Here is a 16,778-nt window from a genome sequence, read left to right as displayed (position 1 = left end):
GTCTCGCCATCACTGGAGAATTAAGCGTACTGAGAGAGACGAAGGGGCAGGGGGGTGATTTAGGCAGGCGGTGAAACAGCTGCACCCGGCGCGCGTGGGGCGCGCCGGGTGGGGTTCAGGCAAGGGCTGGCGTGTGTTCTACGACGACTTTGCCAGCCTGCAGCCGGACCCGCTGGTCGGCGATGTCGAAGTAGCGGTCATCGTGGGAAATTACAATGATGGTCTTGCCCAGGCGCTTGAGGTCCGGCAGCAGCTCGGTGTAGAAAATGCGCCGGAAGGTCGGGTCCTGGTCGGCGGCCCATTCGTCGAACACCAGCACCGGGCGTTCTTCCAGCCACGCGTTTATCAGCGCCAGGCGCTTGCGCTGGCCGGTGGACAGGTCGGTGGTGCTGAACGCACCGTCCTTGACGCTGACCTTGTGGGCGATTTCCAGGCGCTCCAGGTAGCGGTTGGCGTCGCCGGGGATGTGCGTATCGCCCTGCACCACATCATCGAACAGGTAGTAGTCGGCGAACACGGTGGTGAACAATTGCCGGTAGTCGTCGCGCCCCTGTGCGTCGATGGCCTGGCCGTTGAGCAGGATCTGCCCCTGTTGCGGCGGGTACAGGCCCAGCAGCAACTTGATCAGGGTGGTCTTGCCACAGCCGTTTTCTCCGACCACGAAGACGATGTCGCCCTGGGCGATGCGCAGGTTCACCGGCCCTACCTGGAAGGGCTGGGCGCCTGGGCTGGCCTGGTAGGCATAGCTCACCTCGCGCAATTCCAGGCTGTCGACCACCACGGGCGGGTTGCCGTGGTCCTCCAGCAGCAGGTGCGGTTCAGGCGAAGAAAACTGCTCGGAAAGCTCGGCGATACGGCGAAAGGCGATTTGCGCGCGGCTGACCACCGGTAAGGTGCCGATCAGGTGTTCCAGCGGGCCTTTCATGTACAGCAGCACCAACACAAAACCGCTGATGGCTTTGGGGTCGGCGCTTGGCCAGAGGAACTGCAGGGTAAGGCCCAGGCCGATGACCACGAAGAACAGCATGGAGCCAAAGCTCTTGGCGATGACGAACGTGTTGATCGAGCGTACCTGGGTGGCGCAGATCGCATCGGCGGTGTCCTGGATGCCCTGGCGGAACATGCGCTGGCGGCGCGGGCGGTGGATGCGCAGCTCCTTGGCGCCTTCGGCGATGGCGTGGTAGTGCTTCTGCAGCCGGTCTTCGGCGTCGCGGGCGGCCATGAAGCCTTTGATGCCACGGCCTCGGGCGATGTACTGGACGACGCTGCCGATACCGATTGCCACGAGCATCATCAGGAACATCGGCAGTGACAGCGTGGCCAGGTAACCCAGGCAGCCAAGGGTCACGGTCAGCGAAATCGCCAGGGGTGCGAATGCAAAGGCGAAGTCGCTGATGGTGTCGACGTCATGGGTCAGCACCGGGATCAGGCGGTGGCTGCGAAAGCGTTCGATCTGCTCGATCGGCGCCGACAGCACCTTCTCGCCCAGGGCTTTGCGCAGTTTGGCGATGATGTGCTGGCCGACATAGTTGGTGCCGATGTCGGAGCAGATCGAGCTGGCCAGTGCCAGCGCACAAAGCCCGGCGAAGCCGAGGATCACGCTGTTGCTCAGGCCACCGTCGGCGTGCAGGCCGCTGTTGATGGTGGCCAGCAGGGCGGTAACGCTCAGGCCGCCGACCATGCCCATGACGACCGACAGGGAAACGATCGGCCAGAACGGTTTGAGCAGGGTGAACAGCTCGCTCAGCGCCCCGCGGGTTTTGGAGGTCATGTTGAATTCCTGGATCAGAGGCAGAAGTACATGGTTATGACGAGTGGCCCGCAGGGCAATTTAACCGCGTACCTTCAGAGGTCGCGGACCACCCGGACACCCAGCCAGTCACCCAGGCGCTCCGGGAAATTGGTGTTGCGGTTGCCCGAGCGGGAGAAGATCGGCGCCTCGCCCCAGTCGTTGCCGCGGATGCTGACCACCTTGCAGCTGTCCTTGGCCCGGCTGGCCTGGCCCCAGGCACTGCCGTCGGCCGGGGCGCCTGCGTAGCTGTTGTGGTAGCAGTCTGCGACCCATTCATAGACGTTGCCGTGCATGTCGTATACGCCAAAGGCGTTGGCGGGGTAACTGCCCACGGGCGAGCTGTAGCTGTAGCCATCCTTGGGGCCGTAGACGTTGGCGTGCTGGCTGATTTCCAAGGTGGCGTCTGGGTCGATGGGGAAGGGGTACATGCCCGTGCTGCCACCGCGTGCGGCATATTCGCGTTGGGCCTCGCTGACCATGCGGTAGTGCTTGCCGGTCTTTTTCGACAGCCAGGCCACGTAGTCCTGCACGTCGTGGTAGCTCATGCACACTGCCGGTTGCTGCGGGCCCTGTTTGTAACTCGGCTTGCTGGCGGTGCAGCGCCGGCCCGGGCGATCGTCGCCGTCGGCGATGCGCGTGCCCGTGGCCTTGAGGTAGCCATCCCATTGCTCGGCGGTCACCTGGAAGCGGCTGATGGCGAAGGGTTTGGCGAAGGTCACCGCATGCTGTGGGCCTTCGTCATCCTGGCGCCCCATTTCGTCGGGCGGGGTGCCCATGTTGAAGGTGCCGGCGGGCAGCACCACCATCTCCGGGCAGAGCGTGTCGCAGTCACGGAACACCGTGCCCGGGGGTTGCGCGGCTTGGGCTGCCAGGGCCGGCAGGCTGCAGGCGGCCAGCAGGCCGGTCAGGGTCAGGCGATGCATGGAAGCGGTCATGGGGATGCCTTGTCAGAGTTGTTGGGTAATCAGGGCCATGGCCCGGTCGATCTGCTGCTCGTCATTGAGCAGGCTGGGGGCCAGGCGGATCACCGGGCCGACATCGCGATACACCGCGTCGCACATCACCTTGTTGGCGGTGAGGTGGGCGGCGACGGCGTCGGGGTCGCGGTCCTTGATGCGGAAGAACGTGAATCCGGCCGAGTAGCGCTCGCTGCGCGGTGTCACCAGCTGCACCTGAGGGTGCTCGGCGAGGCGCCCCTTGAGCAGGCTGTTGAGTTGGTGGATGCGCTGTTGCACGTCGGCCTTGCCCAGCGCCAGGTGCAGTTTGAAGGCCTCATTGGCGGCCCAGCGGTGCTCGAAGGCGTGGTAGCCGCCCGGGGTCATGATGGTGGCGAAGTCCTCATCGCGGGAGAACGTGGCCATGGTCGGGGTGAGGTGCTCCATGCCGGTGGAGGCCGCGCAGATGATCCCCGTGCCGCGCGGGCCGAACATCCACTTGTGGATGCCGGCGATGAAGTAGTCGCAGTTGAAGTCGGCGAAACGCGCGTTCTCCACGCCGAAGCCGTGCACACCGTCGACCACATAGAGGATGCGCTCGGCTTCGCTGCGGTTGCGGTTGTGCTGGCGCACCAGCGCGCCGATCTCGCCGACCGGCAGCTTGACGCCACTGCCGGAGTGCACCCAGGTCATGCCCAGCACGCGGGTATGCGGCTGGATGGCTTTGTCCAGGGTACTGAGCACCTGGTCGGTGGAGACTGTCCACGGGTCGTCGAACAGGCGGATCTTGCGGGTCAGGGTGCCCTGGCGCTGGGTGCGGAAGGCCAGCGCCTTGTGGGTGGAGTAATGTTCGTGCTCGGTGACCAGGATCTCCTGGTGGGCGCCGACCTTCAGGCCGCCATAGATCATCGCCAGGCCTTCGGTGGTGCTCCCGGTCAGGGCCACCTGGCGCGGTTTGACTTCAAGGTAGCGCCCGGCCCACTCGCGCACTTCATCCTCGCGCTGCCATTCGTACTGGCTTTCCCAGTCCATCAGGGCGGCGGGGTTGCGGTCCAGCGCGGCACGGTGGCGGTCGATCGCTGCCTGTACCGGGCGCGGGTGGGCGGTCACCAGGAAGTTGGCGAAGTGCGCGACTTGTGGGTCGAGCGGGAACAGCGTGCGCAGGTTGCGCCATTTGTCGGGGCCGCTCAGTGGTGCGCTGGCGCCAGCCAGGGCCTGGGGCAGCAGTGGCAGGCTCGCGGCCAGCAGGCCGGCCTGTTTCAGGAAGCTACGGCGGTTGCTCATGGTAGGCAGGCTCGGCTCAACGGTTGGCGACAGGGTGGGCAGCGCGCTGGACTTGCTCCCAGGCGCGCAGGAAATTGCCCGCCCAGAGCTTTGCAATGTCTGTTTCGCTGTAGCCGCGGGTCAGCAGTTCGGCGGTGACGTTGCTGATTTCGCTGACGTCCTTCCAGCCCTCCAGGCCGCCACCATCGTTGAAGTCCGAGGCGATGCCGACGTGGTCGATGCCGACCTTTTTCACGGTGTAGTCGATGGCGTCGACGTACTGTTTCAAGGTGGCCTTGGGTTCGTCTTCCAGGATGGCGTACAGCGAGCTTGCATACTCGCCGAAGCGGGCCTCTGGCCAGATGGCAATCACCGCGTCGCCCGGCATCAAGGCATTGGTCAGGCCTTGCAGCGGTTGCAAGTCGAAGCGCGCACGCAGGGCATCGAGCTTGTCCACGACCGGCTGGGTCAGGGGCTTGAGGTACTGACCGAAGCCGACCACCTGAATCACGCCGCCGCTCTCTTTGATCAGTTGCATCTCTTTGTCGGAGAGGTTGCGCGGGATATCCACCATGGCCCGCGGTGCCGAGTGCGAAGCTACGATTGGTGCGCGCGACAGGCGAGCGACATCCTCGAGTGCCAAGGTGGACATCTGTGACACGTCGATGATCACGCCCAGGTCGTTCAAGCGTTTCACTGCCTGCTCGCCCAGCGGTGACAGGCCGCCCAGGGCATCGGCGGTGTCGTTGAAGAACGGCAGCGGCCGCGAAGAGTCGGCCCAGTCGTTGTTGCCGACGTAGCTGAAGCCGAACATGCGCATGCCACGTGCCGCCCACAGGTCGAGCTGCGACAGGTCGTGGCCCAGCGGGTAGGCATTGAGCATGCTGATGAAGATGGCGAACTTGCCTTCGCCGTTCAGGCGCCGGAAGTCGTCAGGGGTGTAGGCGATACCGACCTGGTTGGGGAAGTCGCGGACCATGCCGGTGATGATCTTGTAACGCCCTTCCTGTTCTTGCCGGGCGGCATCGACGAAACCGGGGGTAGGGCGGTGCGGAGCGTTCGGGCCGTTCCAGATTTCCGGCCAGCCGAATACGGTCAGGGCGGCACCTGAGAGGCGGCCACGGTTGGCCTTGACCAGGTCGAACTGGCCGGGGCCATCCTTGTCCACTTCGTGCCCCTCGCTGCCCATGCTCAAGGGCACGGTGATATGGCTGTCGAACGAGAGCATGTGCTCGTGCAGCTGCTCAGCCTGTTGCACGATTTTCAGCGGGTAGCCTGCGTGCAGGTGCTGCCAATAGAAGTAGCCAGCGGCACTTGCCAGGGCAACGGTCAGGGCCAGGGGCAGGCCGATGTACAGGGCTTTGCGGGAACGGGTCTTGGTCATTGCCATCTCGTTGCGCGGGTGATCGGGGCGGCTGCCGGCTCAGGGTCTGCGCGGGCAGGGCTTGGGTATCAGGTGGACGAACAACGGCAGGGCAAATTTATCGTTGGCTGCGCCACGGGCGGTCCGCCCGCGGCGGTAAATTTTGCGTGGTGCACAACGTTCTAGCCTTGGACGGGCCGTGTTCCATGGCCGCAATGAATGCTCAGGTAGTGCAATGACGATTTCTCGACGCGGCTTCATCGCCGGTGTGGCATTGACAGGCGTGGCGGTGCCCGCCGCGCTGTACGTGCGGCACGTGCAGCGCCAGCAGTTCGACGAGCAGTTTCCTGAAACCCCGGGCGAAGCCGTGGTCGAACTTGCCGATGCGCCCCTGCAGCAGTTGGGGGACACCTTGCGCGGGTGCTGGCGTTGGACGGCGCAGGGCGCGGACGCAGGGCTGCACGGTTTGCCTGAGGGGGAGCTGGAGCTGTTGCTGGACGTGGCCCACAGTGGGCGTGGCCTGCGTGGTTACCTGGACACGCCCGAGCGCCTGCGGGGTACGCAAGAGCCGCGCTATCGTGTGATGGGCGACCTGCTGGGGGACAAACCAGGGGCACTGCGCTGGCGGCTGTTTTCGACGCAGCCGGGGCAGGAGCAGGTGAGCTATGAGTGCCAGGTGGTCCTCGACGAAGCCTGGGGCGGGTTCGGCAACGCCGGCCAGGCGACCCTCAATGGCCGCATGCTGCCGCTGGGGCGCGCATTGACGTTGCCCGAGCAGGACAACCGCTTTCTTGCGCTCAAGCGCCCGTTCCCCGAGGCCCGGGAACGGGCGCCCTTGTCACCGGCCTTGCTGGCGAGCCTGATCGCGCCGGAGCATCGATTGTTCCACCAGCTCTGGCATGCCTCGCGCGACAAGTGGCACAAGCTGGACAAGGACCAGCAGGCGGCGCTGCGCGGCCTGGGCTGGCAGCCAGGGCCGCGCGGCCATGAGCGCGATGCGCGGGGCCGGCACAAGGACCGCAACGGCTCGGGCGTGGATTTCTTCTTCATGCACCGGCACATGCTGGGTGCAGCCCGGGCCCATCAGGATTTACCCTCCTGGAAGCGTTTTCCACTGCCGCAACCTGAGCTTGAGCGCGACCGCATCGGCTTTGCCCGCTATTTCGACAACCATGACGGCAATGCCTTGCCGCCTACCTGGCTGGCTTCGGGCGATGCCGCGTACACCCAATGGGTGCGCGATATAAAGACGCCCGATACGTTCCACGCCAACTTCCAGGTATGGGAGTCGAAGTACACCGACCCGCACTACCTGAGCACCCTTACGCTGGGGCAGTTCGGCTCGGAAATGGAGCTGGGTTTGCACGACTGGCTGCACATGCGTTGGGCTTCGGTGCCGCGCGACCCCTCCAGTGGCCTGCCGGTGCCGTTCGCACGCAAACCGGAAGATTTTGCCGCACGCTGGTTCCAGGCCGAGAACGACTTCCTCGGCGATCCGTTTTCATCCCATGTAAACCCGGTGTTCTGGCACTTCCACGGCTGGATCGACGACCGTATCGAGGATTGGTTCCGCGCCCATGAGCGGGTGCACCCGGGGCAGGTCAGGCGCCTGGACGTCAACGGTGTGCCGTGGTTTGCGCCTGGGCGCTGGGTCGAAGTGGCCGACCCGTGGCTGGGGCCAGACACCCACGGTTGCTCGACGGTACCGGGGCTGCGGCCCGGGCGCAGTGTGGAGATGGACCCGGAGACCATGAAGTTGGCGTTACGCATCATCTTTGGCGACGATGACCTGTTCGCCAAGCTGCGGCCGAAAGTCCCGCAACGCCCCTGGTACGCGCGCAATCTGAAGTTGGCGCAGCGCTGAAAACATCGGCCGCAAGTAGTCGCGGCCTTTTCAGTGCGGTAGCTGCCAGCCACCCCCAAGTGCCTTGTACAGCGCCACGCTGCCCTGCAGGCGGGCCAGGCGCAACTGCGCCTGCTGGTCTTGGGCCAGGTAAAGCGTGCGCTGGGTCTCCAGTACGCTCAGCAGGGTCTCGGCACCCGCTTCATAGCGCTGTTGTGCCAGGCCGAAGGCCTGGCGTGCCTGCACCACTTCTTCGTCCTGCCACAGCCGTTGACGCTCCACACCCTCGATGGCGTTGAGGGCTTTTTCCACGTCGGCAAAGCCGGCCAGGATGCTGCTGCGGTACTGTTCGAGCAATTCGTCCTGCTCGGCTTCGGCCAGCTCGCGTGAGGCGCGCAGCCGGCCGTTGTTGAAGATGGGCGCGACCAGGCCGGCAGTGAGGGTGTAGTAGGAGCTGTCGAGCACCTGGGCAAAGGTGTTCGCGCCCGTGCCAAGGTTGGCGCCCAGCGTCAGCTTCGGCAGCATGGCCGCCCTGGCCACCTGCACATTGGCGTTAGCGGCGGCCAGGCGTGCTTCGGCAGCGGCGATGTCGGGGCGGCGAGTCAGCAGCTCGCTGGGAACGCCGCTGCCGATTGCCGGCCAGTGCAGGGTGGTGATCGGCTGGCGGCTGGCCGGCAAGGCCTGTACCGGGTCGCCGAGCAAGGTGGCGAGGGTGACGCGGCTGTCTTGGCGCTTTTGCTCGAGCAGCGGCACCTGGCGCTCCACAGCCGCCACCAGGCTGCGCTGCTGGGCCAGTTCCAGGCGGGTCGCGGAGCCCGCGCGCTGGCGGGTTTCGACCAGGTTCAGCACCGCCCGTGCATTGCGCAGGTTAAGGCGTGCGATGCGCAGTTGTTCTTCCAGGGCCAGGCCTTGCAGGTAGCTGTCGGCAACCGCGCTGACCAAGGTCAGTTCCACCGTCTGGCGGTCGAAGCGGCTGGCGTCGAGGCCGTGCAGCGCGCTCGCCCGCGCCGCGCGCAGGCCGCCCCAGAAGTCGAGCTCGTAGCTGGCGGTGAGTTGCAGGCCGAAGGCTGTGTAGGTGGGCTCGCTGCTACTGACGTCCAACTGGTCGGACCCTTCGCCGTGCAGGAGGCGTTGCCGGCTGCCATCGAGGCCCCCTTGCACCTCTGGCAACAGCGGCGCGCCAGCGATCACGGCGCGGGCCTGGGCCTGGCGTACGCGGGCCGCGGCTGCGGCGAGGTCATGGGCGTTGTGTTGTGCGCGCTTGATCAGGTGGTCCAGCTCACGGCTGGCGAACGCCTGCCACCAGTGCCCCGATGGCAGTGCGATGGCGGGCGCAGCGGCCTTGCCTTGCCAGTGTTGCGGTGCGCTGATGCCGCTTGAGGGCGCAGGGGGGGTAGTGCAGGCGGTGAGGCCCAGGCACAGGGTCAACAGGCTGATGCGGCTTGGCAATGTCATGGATTATTCGCTGGTAAGGGCTTTGACCGGGTCGAGTCGGGCGGCCTTGCGTGCTGGCATGAAGCCGAACACCACGCCGGTGATGACGGCGCAACTGAAGGCGCCGAGAATGGCGGGCACGGCGAAGGCCACGGCGACGTCGGCGAGTATCAGCCCGCCGCCGATCAGCAGCGCCAGCACGATGCCGCTCAGCCCGCCGACCATCGACAGCATCACCGCCTCGCTGAGGAACTGGCGCAGGATGTCGCGCTGGCGCGCGCCGGTGGCCATGCGGATACCGATCTCACGGGTACGCTCGCGCACGGTCATGAGCATGATGTTCATCACGCCGATGCCGCCGACCAGCAACGAGATCGCAGCGATCGCCCCAAGCATCAGCGAAAGGCTGTTTTGTGTGCGCGCTTCGGCCTGGATCAAGGCTGCATCGTTGGTCAGCTCGAAATCGTCCTTGCCTTGATGGCGCTTGCGCATCAGGCGCTGGATCGCGGCTTCGGTCTCGGCGATCCGGGCCGAATCGGCGGCGGCGATGATCACGTATTCCGGATCGTGGCTGCCGAACAGGCGCATGGAGGCGGCGGAGTAAGGCACCACGATGCGCTCGTCGCTCTTCTGGTCACCCGAACTTGCGCCCTTGCCGGCGAGCACACCAACGACCTGGAACGGCACGTTGCCGATCAGCAGGTATTGACCCAGCGCGTCGGTGCCGGGGGCCAGCAGTTTGTCGCGGGCTTTCTGGCCGATGACCGCCACGGCAGCGCCACTGCGTTCGTCGGCCTCGCTGAAGAAGCTGCCCTGCACGACCGGCCAGTTGAGGATGGCGGGGAATTCGACGTTGTTGCCGCCCACATAGAACTTCTGGTTGTTGTTGCCGTGGCGCACCATCAGGTCGCCGCCGATGACCGGCATGACGCGCCGAACCAAGGGCAGTGCGGCGATGGCGGCGACGTCATCGAGCGTTACGATGCCACCTGGCTCGCGCAGCGTCGGCGGGCGCCCGTTGAGGTAGAGGATGTTGGAGCCGAACGCGGCCATCTGGGCCATGACCTGGCGTTTGCTGCCTTCGCCCACGGCCAGCATGACCACGACCGAAGCCACGCCGATGACGATGCCAAGCAAGGTCAGGGCGGTGCGGAACCGGTTGATCCACATGACCCGCCAGGCTGCCTGTAGCGCCTCGAGCAGTTCGCCTTGCCACGCACCACGCACGGTCGTACCACGGTCCAGGCGCTGGCGCAGGTCATCGGCTTGCAGGTTTTGCGGCGCACTGTCTGGAGGCTGGTCGCCGGCCGAGTCGCTGATCATCAGCCCGTCGCGGATTTCCACCACCCGGCGCGCCCGCGCCGCCACCTCGCGGTCGTGGGTGATCAGGATGATCACATGGCCCTGGCTGGCCAGTTCGTCCAGCAGGGCCATGACCTCGGTACCGCTGCGGCTGTCCAGGGCGCCGGTCGGCTCGTCGGCAAGGATGATATGGCCGCCATTCATCAGTGCGCGGGCGATCGACACCCGTTGCTGCTGGCCGCCGGACAATTGATGCGGGCGGTTGCCGGTGCGGCTGGCCAGGCCCAGGCGCTCCAGCAGGGCGGCGGCGCGGGCGTGGCGCTCGGCGGGCGCAGTGCCGGCATAGATGGCGGGCATCTCGACGTTTTCCTGGGCTGAGCCTGAAGGGATCAGGTGGTAGCCCTGGAACACGAAACCGAAAGCTTCGCGGCGCAGCCAGGCCAGTTCGTCACTGCCCAGCCGGGCCACGTCCTTGCCGGCGAACAGGTAATTGCCCGAGGTGGGGCGGTCGAGGCAGCCGAGGATGTTCATCAGGGTCGACTTGCCCGAGCCCGATGCACCGACGATGGCGATGAATTCGCCAGGGTGGATGCTCAGGCTGATGCCGCGCAGCACGTCGACCTTGGGGGTGTCGATGCCACCGTAGGATTTGCGGATGTCGCGCAGTTCGATCAGGGGAACGGCCATTCAACCTCCGCTGGCCAGGGGCGCACCGATGACCAGGCGCTCGCCTTCGCTGAGGCCATCGAGCACTTGCGCGCGCAGCCGGTCGCTGAGGCCGATCCGCACTGTGCGTCGTTCGACCTTGCCATCCTCGCCCAGTACCTGTGCCATGCGCAGGTCATCGGCCTGGCTGTCGTCCAGTGCCGCCAGTGGCGCGGTGAGTACCTGGCTGGCCTGGCCGGCGACGAAGAACACCTGGGTGGTCATGTCGGCCATCAACGCCCTATCGGGGTTGTCGACGTCCAGTAGCACGGTGTACTGCACCACCTGGCTGCCTGTGGTACCGGCGATGGCACTGGCAGGGCCGCCGCCGCCCTGGCTGGCATGCGCCAGCGGCTTGGGCGGGATTGGGAGGATCTGCCGCACGCTGCTGTTCCAGCGGCGTTTGCCGCCGGCCAGGGTGGTGAAATAGGCGCTCATGCCAGGCTTGACCTTGCCGATGTCGGCTTCGGACACCTGGGCCCACACGGTCATCGGCGAGAGCTTGGCGATCCGCAGAATCAGCGGCGTCTGTTGCTGGGCGTTGAGGGTCTGGCCTTCACGGGCATCCACCGCCACCACGGTGCCGTCCATCGGCGCGTAGATACGTGTATAGCCAAGCTCCGCCTCATCGCTGCGCAGGTTGGCCTGGGCCTGGCGGATCTGCGCCTGGATCATGTCGATGCGGGCCTGGGTGACCTTGAGTTGGGCGTCGGCTGCCTGCAGGTCTTGCTCGCGTGTGGCGCCGGCGCCAGCCAGTTCGCGCTGGCGCCGGTACTGCTGGGTGGCCAGCTGGTACTGTGCGCGCTGCTCGGCCAGTTGCGCCTTGAGGTTGTCGATCGAAAAACGTCCGGCGTCCAGCCTGGCTTGCTGGGTAGAGGGGTCGATCTCTACCAGCAACTGCCCCGTGTGCACCTGATCGCCAGCCTCCACGTGCAGCTTGCGGATCTGCCCGGAGGCTTGGGCGCCGACATCCACATACCTTCGCGGCTGCAGTGTACCCAGGGCGGTGACGCTGCTTTCGATGTCGGCGCGGGTGACCGCGACGGTACTCACGGGCAAGGCGCCCAAAGGAAGCGCCTTCCAGGCCAGCAGGCTGCCAACGACCAGCAGGCCGAGGCTGCCAGCCAAGAGGTGGCGGCGGGTTTTGGGTATGCGACTCATGCGGACTTCCAGCCAATGGGTGGCCACACGCAGCCAGATCAAGGTGCGCACGGAGGTGCCAGTTAAACGAAGGCGCGCGGGGCGGATTTAGCTGCGCAGGCGCAGGGGGAAGGACAGTTGCTGAGAATCATTATAATTTGTAAGATCCCACGCTGATATCACATGACCCTGTCCGAGCCTGTCAGGACGTACACCAGGTGCCGTCGTGGAACACTACTATCGCGAATTGGTGAGCTTCCTCTCTGCGCGCCTGGGCAGCCGCCAGGCGGCTGAAGATGTGGCTCACGATGCCTATCTGCGGGTGCTCGAACGCACCGGTACGCAGCAGATCGAGCATCCGCGCGCGTTCCTTTACCGCACGGCGTTGAACCTGGTGATCGACCGTCATCGCCGCCACCTGCTGCGCCAGTCCGAACCGCTGGAAGTGCTGGACCTGGACGAACGCTGGCACAGCCCGGCGCCTACCCAGACCATGCAGTTGGACCAGCGCCTGGCGCTGATGCAGAAGGCACTCGATGAATTGAGCCAGCCCTGCCGTGACAGCTTCCTGTTGCGCAAGCTCGAAGGCCTGTCGCATCAGCAGATTGCCGAGCACCTGGGCATCTCGCGCAGCCTGGTGGAAAAGCACATCGTCAACGCCATGAAGCATTGCCGGGTGCGCATGCGCCAGTGGGAATCCTGAAAAAAAGGTAGTGCACCGGTGAAAATTCTGTGTGCTGGCAACTTGATTTCTAACTGTTTCAAGACAACTATCTAAATTGACCCCGCCAGGCGCCGCCCTGGTGGTTGCCTGTCACTGGCGCTGTTTGGTCAGGGAGCGTGTCCCTATTCACCTGACTGCCCAGGTCCGACAATGACCAACAAGACCCTGCGCATCCTGATTGCCGACGAGCACCCGTCCCAGCGCCTGCAGCTGGAAAGGCTGCTCAATGGCCTGGGCTATTACCGGATTGCCCCGGTGGGCTCCTTCGACGAACTGCAGCGCCTGGTACAGTGCGCGCTGGAGCCGTTCAACCTGCTGCTGGGCAATTTCGAGCTGGCCAGCCATGCGGGTGTCGACCTGGCGCGCTTCTGCCGGGTGAGCACGCAGATTCAGCATGCCTTGCTGTACCACTCGCGGCACCTGAAGGTCCCGAGTGTGCCGCCGAGCGAGCGCCAAGCGGTGAGTGTGAGCCTGCCGCAGGTGCCGGACAACGAGGCCCTTGAGTCGTTCATGGCGCTGATCGATGCGCCGGTGGTGATCGGCAAGCTGGCCTTGCCGTCCGGCCTATCCAGCAGTGGGCCGCCGGCCTACCCGCGCAGGAACTTCGCCCACACGGTCTTCAGCCGATAGCCGCAGCGGGCAGGGCAAGGCAGCGGGTATTTGTTATCCTCTTGCCCTTTGCCGATCTGCGGACCTGTGCCATGACTGCCATCGATACCGCTCGCCCGCCCCGGTTCAGCCGCGGCGACCACCAGACCCTGGGCCTGGCGGCCCTGGGCGGCGCGCTGGAAATCTATGATTTCATCATCTTCGTGTTCTTCGCCCTGACCCTCAGCCAGCTGTTCTTCCCGCCTGAAATGCCTGAGTGGCTGCGCCTGCTGCAAAGCTTCGGGATTTTCGTCACCGGCTACTTGGCGCGGCCGCTGGGCGGCATCGTCATGGCGCACTTCGCCGACCACCTGGGCCGCAAGCGGGTATTCAGCCTGAGCATTCTGATGATGGCGCTGCCGTGCCTGCTGATCGGGGTGATGCCGACCTATGCCGAGATCGGTTACGCGGCGCCGCTGGTCTTGCTGGCGCTGCGCATACTGCAGGGGGCTGCGGTCGGTGGCGAGGTGCCCAGTGCCTGGACATTCGTTGCCGAACACGCACCGCAAGGGCGGCGGGGCTACGCCCTGGGCTTCCTGCAGGCCGGGTTGACCTTTGGCTATTTGCTGGGGGCACTGACCGCGACACTGTTGGCTCAGGTGTTTACCGCCGAGGAAATTCTCGATTATGCCTGGCGTTACCCGTTCCTGCTCGGCGGGGTATTTGGGGTGATCGGCGTGTGGTTGCGCCGTTGGCTGAGTGAAACCCCGGTGTTTCTGGCCTTGCGCGAGCGCAAGGAGCAGCCGGTGAAGTTCCCGCTGCGACGGGTGCTGGGCGAGCATCGTGGGGCGTTGATCCCGGCTGCGCTGCTGACCTGCGTGCTGACCTCGGCGGTGGTGGTGCTGGTGGTGATCACGCCGACGGTCATGCAGCAGCGCTTCGGCATGACCGCCGCGCACACGTTCGCCCTGAGCAGCGTAGGCATCGTCTTTCTCAATATCGGTTGTGTGCTCGCCGGGCTGCTGGTCGATCGCCTGGGCGCCTGGCGGGCGCTGATGATCTACAGCGCGCTGCTGCCGCTGGGTATCGGTGCCTTGTATGCGAGCCTGGTGGGGCAGTGGGGCATGACGTGGCTGGCTTACGCGTTGGCCGGGCTGTGCTGTGGTGTGGTGGGGGTGGTGCCGTCGGTAATGGTCGGGCTGTTCCCGGCGCAGATCCGGGTGTCGGGTATTTCCTTCACCTACAATGTGGCCTACGCCTTGTGGGCCAGTACCACGCCGTTGGCGTTGATCGCGTTGATGCCGTGGAGCCCGTGGGTGTGCGTTGGCTTTTGCCTGCTCATGGGCGCGGTGGGGCTGCTCACGGCCCTCTACTTTGGCCGCAGGGAACCTTTGGCATTCGCGGCCGAGCCCATGCCGCTCATGTGCGTCGACAAATGAACGGCTAACGCCCGCTGGGCGCTGCAAGCCTGAACGAAAAAGCCCCCGGGCCGTGAGGCCAGGGGGCTTTTGCTTGCTGCAAGGGCGGGCTTACATGTTCGGGTAGTTCGGCCCACCGGCGCCTTCAGGGGTAACCCAGGTGATGTTCTGGGCCGGGTCCTTGATGTCGCAGGTCTTGCAGTGCACGCAGTTCTGCGCGTTGATCTGGAAGCGCTTGCTGCCGTCTTCCTGGCTGACCACTTCGTACACGCCTGCCGGGCAGTAACGCTGAGCGGGTTCGTCGTACAGCGGCAGGTTGCTGGCGATCGGAATGCTCGGGTCGGTCAGCTTCAGGTGGCAGGGTTGCTCCTCTTCGTGGTTGGTGCTGGAGAGGAATACCGAGCTGAGCTTGTCGAAGCTGAGCTTGCCGTCGGGTTTGGGGTAGTCGATCTTTTTCGAGTGGGCCGCAAGCTTGAGGCAGGCGTAGTCCGGCTTGGTGTCGTGCAGGGTGAATGGCAGCTTGCCACCGAACCAGTTCTGGTCGACATAGTTGAACGCACCACCGAGCAGCGGGCCGAACTTGTGCAGGGCAGGGCCGAAGTTGCGGCTGGCGAACAGTTCTTCGTACAGCCAGCTGGCCTTGAACGCGCTGACGTAGCCGTCGAGCAGGTCGCCGCCCTCGCGGCCGGCAGCCAGTGCGTCAGCCACTGCCTCGGCGGCGAGCATGCCGGATTTCATGGCGGTGTGGCTGCCCTTGATCTTGGCGAAGTTCAGGGTGCCCAGGTCGCAACCGATCAGCGCGCCACCGTTGAACACCATCTTCGGCAGCGAGTTCAGGCCGCCCTTGCAGATGGCGCGGGCGCCGTAGCTGATGCGCTTGCCGCCTTCGAGGTACTGCTTCATCACCGGGTGGTGCTTGAGGCGCTGGAATTCGTCGAAAGGCGACAGGTAAGCGTTGCTGTAGGACAGGTCGACGATCAGGCCGACCACCACCTGGTTGTTTTCCAGGTGATAGAGGAACGAGCCGCCGGTGTTTTCAGCGCTCATCACGTCGAGCGGCCAGCCGGCGGTATGTACCACCAGGCCTTGTTCGTGCTTGGCCGGGTCGATTTCCCAGATTTCCTTCAGGCCGATGCCGTAGTGCTGAACGTCGGCCTCGCTGTCGAGGTTGAAACGCTTGATCAGCTGCTTGCCGATATGGCCACGGCAACCTTCGGCGAACAAGGTGTACTTGGCACGCAGTTCCATGCCTGGGGTGTACAGGCCGTCCTTCGGATTGCCCTCACGGTCGACACCGAGGTCGCCGGTGACGATGCCGCGGACCACGCCGTTTTCATCGAACAGCGCTTCCTGGGCGGCGAAGCCGGGGTAGATCTCCACGCCCAGGTTTTCGGCCTGCTGGGCCAGCCAGCGGCACAGGTTGCCCAGCGAGATGATGTAGTTGCCCTGGTTGTGCATGGTCTTGGGCACGAACAGGTCAGGGACCTTGGTCGAGTTGCCGGCATCCTTGAGCACATAGATGTCGTCACGCTTCACTTCGGTGTTCAGCGGCGCGCCGAGGTCCTTCCAGTCGGGGAACAGCTCGTTCAGGGCGCGGGGTTCGAACACCGCGCCGGAGAGGATGTGGGCGCCGACTTCGGAGCCTTTCTCGACCACGCAGACGCTGATCTCGCTACCGGCTTCGGCGGCCTTCTGCTTCAGGCGGCAGGCGGCTGACAGGCCCGCCGGGCCAGCGCCGACGATGACCACGTCGAATTCCATGTATTCGCGTTCCACTGGTTCTCTCCTACTCATCAAGGCTGGTGCTGTTGCTTTGTCTTATGGGTGTGGGGTGATCATGCGCGCCGCGCTTCACGGGAGCGGAGCTGTAGCGTCACAGAGGATGAACTACACCGTTTTGTCTTGGCCGCGCATTATATCTACACCACTTGGCGGGTCCAATACAAACGTTTGTTTGAATTTGCCGCAGGCCAGTAAAATCAAAGGAGCGCGGCTGGAGGGTGACCGATTTGCCGTATTGACCGGATTGGGTGTTGCGGTCAAGATACGAGCGGTTTTACGTTCGCCGTAGGCTTAACGCCGGGCGCAGGTACACCTCTAAAAACCAGGTGTGGGGTAAGGCTTTCGGGCCAAAACACGGTTTGTAGTGGAGTTTACACGCCACCACAGGAAATGACCCGCGGGTATTTGCCGCAAGAGTCTCAACTGGACTGATTGGTCACCGTGAAGATTGCACCGCGCGTATCGTTTTCAGAGGTGCCCTTGTACCCA

12 protein-coding genes are annotated in these 16,778 nt (G+C 64.9%); 4 read left to right on the top strand and 8 right to left on the bottom strand.

Annotated features, from left to right (window positions below; all coding sequences use genetic code 11):
- Positions 1 to 115: 115 nt before the first annotated feature.
- From OSW16_RS18600 to pvdM, 4 genes are all read right to left on the bottom strand, one after another.
- Positions 116 to 1,771 carry a cyclic peptide export ABC transporter gene (locus OSW16_RS18600; protein WP_267817474.1) on the bottom strand — a complete coding sequence of 552 codons (1,656 nt, stop codon included), beginning with the start codon at positions 1,769 to 1,771 and terminating at the stop codon, positions 116 to 118.
- Between the two features lie 74 nt (positions 1,772 to 1,845).
- Positions 1,846 to 2,727 carry a formylglycine-generating enzyme family protein gene (locus tag OSW16_RS18595; protein ID WP_267817472.1) on the bottom strand — a complete coding sequence of 294 codons (882 nt, stop codon included), beginning with the start codon at positions 2,725 to 2,727 and terminating at the stop codon, positions 1,846 to 1,848.
- 12 nt (positions 2,728 to 2,739) lie between these two features.
- Positions 2,740 to 4,011, bottom strand: a complete 1,272-nt coding sequence (locus OSW16_RS18590) for an aminotransferase class V-fold PLP-dependent enzyme (RefSeq protein WP_267817469.1) — start codon at positions 4,009 to 4,011, stop codon at positions 2,740 to 2,742.
- A gap of 16 nt (positions 4,012 to 4,027) precedes the next feature.
- On the bottom strand, positions 4,028 to 5,374 hold the full coding sequence (gene pvdM / locus OSW16_RS18585; RefSeq protein ID WP_267817467.1) for a pyoverdine-tailoring dipeptidase-like protein PvdM: 1,347 nt from the start codon (positions 5,372 to 5,374) through the stop codon (positions 4,028 to 4,030).
- A 214-nt stretch (positions 5,375 to 5,588) separates the two neighbouring features.
- Here pvdM and OSW16_RS18580 point away from each other — a divergent pair, with 214 nt between their 5' ends.
- A complete protein-coding gene (locus OSW16_RS18580) occupies positions 5,589 to 7,217 on the top strand; it encodes a twin-arginine translocation signal domain-containing protein (RefSeq protein ID WP_267817465.1) in 1,629 nt (542 codons plus the stop codon).
- 30 nt (positions 7,218 to 7,247) lie between these two features.
- On the opposite strand, the gene OSW16_RS18575 is transcribed toward OSW16_RS18580, so the two are convergent.
- Genes OSW16_RS18575 through OSW16_RS18565 form a run of 3 tightly spaced genes read right to left on the bottom strand, consistent with a single transcriptional unit; the run spans position 7,248 to position 11,798 of the window.
- Positions 7,248 to 8,651 carry an efflux transporter outer membrane subunit gene (locus OSW16_RS18575; RefSeq protein ID WP_267817463.1) on the bottom strand — a complete coding sequence of 468 codons (1,404 nt, stop codon included), beginning with the start codon at positions 8,649 to 8,651 and terminating at the stop codon, positions 7,248 to 7,250.
- 3 nt (positions 8,652 to 8,654) lie between these two features.
- Positions 8,655 to 10,619 (bottom strand): MacB family efflux pump subunit, encoded by a 1,965-nt coding sequence (locus OSW16_RS18570; protein ID WP_267817461.1) that lies wholly within the window; start codon positions 10,617 to 10,619, stop codon positions 8,655 to 8,657.
- Complete coding sequence (locus OSW16_RS18565; protein WP_267817459.1) at positions 10,620 to 11,798, bottom strand: efflux RND transporter periplasmic adaptor subunit; 1,179 nt, start codon at positions 11,796 to 11,798, stop codon at positions 10,620 to 10,622.
- A 205-nt stretch (positions 11,799 to 12,003) separates the two neighbouring features.
- On the opposite strand from OSW16_RS18565, the gene OSW16_RS18560 reads away from it, so the two are divergent.
- The 3 genes from OSW16_RS18560 to OSW16_RS18550 all read left to right on the top strand — a co-directional run bounded on the left by OSW16_RS18560 (position 12,004) and on the right by OSW16_RS18550 (position 14,528).
- Complete coding sequence (locus OSW16_RS18560) at positions 12,004 to 12,480, top strand: sigma-70 family RNA polymerase sigma factor (protein WP_241804453.1); 477 nt, start codon at positions 12,004 to 12,006, stop codon at positions 12,478 to 12,480.
- A gap of 171 nt (positions 12,481 to 12,651) precedes the next feature.
- Entirely contained in the window at positions 12,652 to 13,131 is a 480-nt protein-coding gene (locus OSW16_RS18555) for a histidine kinase (protein WP_241804452.1), read from the top strand.
- A gap of 71 nt (positions 13,132 to 13,202) precedes the next feature.
- Positions 13,203 to 14,528 carry an MFS transporter gene (locus OSW16_RS18550; RefSeq protein ID WP_267817454.1) on the top strand — a complete coding sequence of 442 codons (1,326 nt, stop codon included), beginning with the start codon at positions 13,203 to 13,205 and terminating at the stop codon, positions 14,526 to 14,528.
- 90 nt (positions 14,529 to 14,618) lie between these two features.
- On the opposite strand, the gene OSW16_RS18545 is transcribed toward OSW16_RS18550, so the two are convergent.
- A complete protein-coding gene (locus OSW16_RS18545; protein WP_241804450.1) occupies positions 14,619 to 16,283 on the bottom strand; it encodes an electron transfer flavoprotein-ubiquinone oxidoreductase in 1,665 nt (554 codons plus the stop codon).
- Positions 16,284 to 16,778 lie beyond the last annotated feature (495 nt).

Origin of the sequence: Pseudomonas putida (assembly GCF_026625125.1) — a bacterium.
Taxonomy (GTDB): Bacteria; Pseudomonadota; Gammaproteobacteria; order Pseudomonadales; family Pseudomonadaceae; genus Aquipseudomonas; species Aquipseudomonas putida_X.
The sequence above is the reverse complement of the archived record's forward strand: the minus strand, read 5'-3'. Positions and strand labels throughout refer to the sequence as shown.

Bases quoted from the DNA above. Each gene is read 5' to 3' on its own strand.
- OSW16_RS18555 (WP_241804452.1), top strand. From the start codon at position 12,652: ATGACCAACAAGACCCTGCGCATCCTGATTGCCGACGAGCACCCGTCC.
- OSW16_RS18575 (WP_267817463.1), bottom strand. From the start codon at position 8,651: ATGACATTGCCAAGCCGCATCAGCCTGTTGACCCTGTGCCTGGGCCTC.
- OSW16_RS18565 (WP_267817459.1), bottom strand. From the start codon at position 11,798: ATGAGTCGCATACCCAAAACCCGCCGCCACCTCTTGGCTGGCAGCCTC.
- OSW16_RS18600 (WP_267817474.1), bottom strand. From the start codon at position 1,771: ATGACCTCCAAAACCCGCGGGGCGCTGAGCGAGCTGTTCACCCTGCTC.
- OSW16_RS18590 (WP_267817469.1), bottom strand. From the start codon at position 4,011: ATGAGCAACCGCCGTAGCTTCCTGAAACAGGCCGGCCTGCTGGCCGCG.
- OSW16_RS18595 (WP_267817472.1), bottom strand. From the start codon at position 2,727: ATGACCGCTTCCATGCATCGCCTGACCCTGACCGGCCTGCTGGCCGCC.
- OSW16_RS18570 (WP_267817461.1), bottom strand. From the start codon at position 10,619: ATGGCCGTTCCCCTGATCGAACTGCGCGACATCCGCAAATCCTACGGT.
- OSW16_RS18550 (WP_267817454.1), top strand. From the start codon at position 13,203: ATGACTGCCATCGATACCGCTCGCCCGCCCCGGTTCAGCCGCGGCGAC.
- OSW16_RS18580 (WP_267817465.1), top strand. From the start codon at position 5,589: ATGACGATTTCTCGACGCGGCTTCATCGCCGGTGTGGCATTGACAGGC.
- pvdM (WP_267817467.1), bottom strand. From the start codon at position 5,374: ATGACCAAGACCCGTTCCCGCAAAGCCCTGTACATCGGCCTGCCCCTG.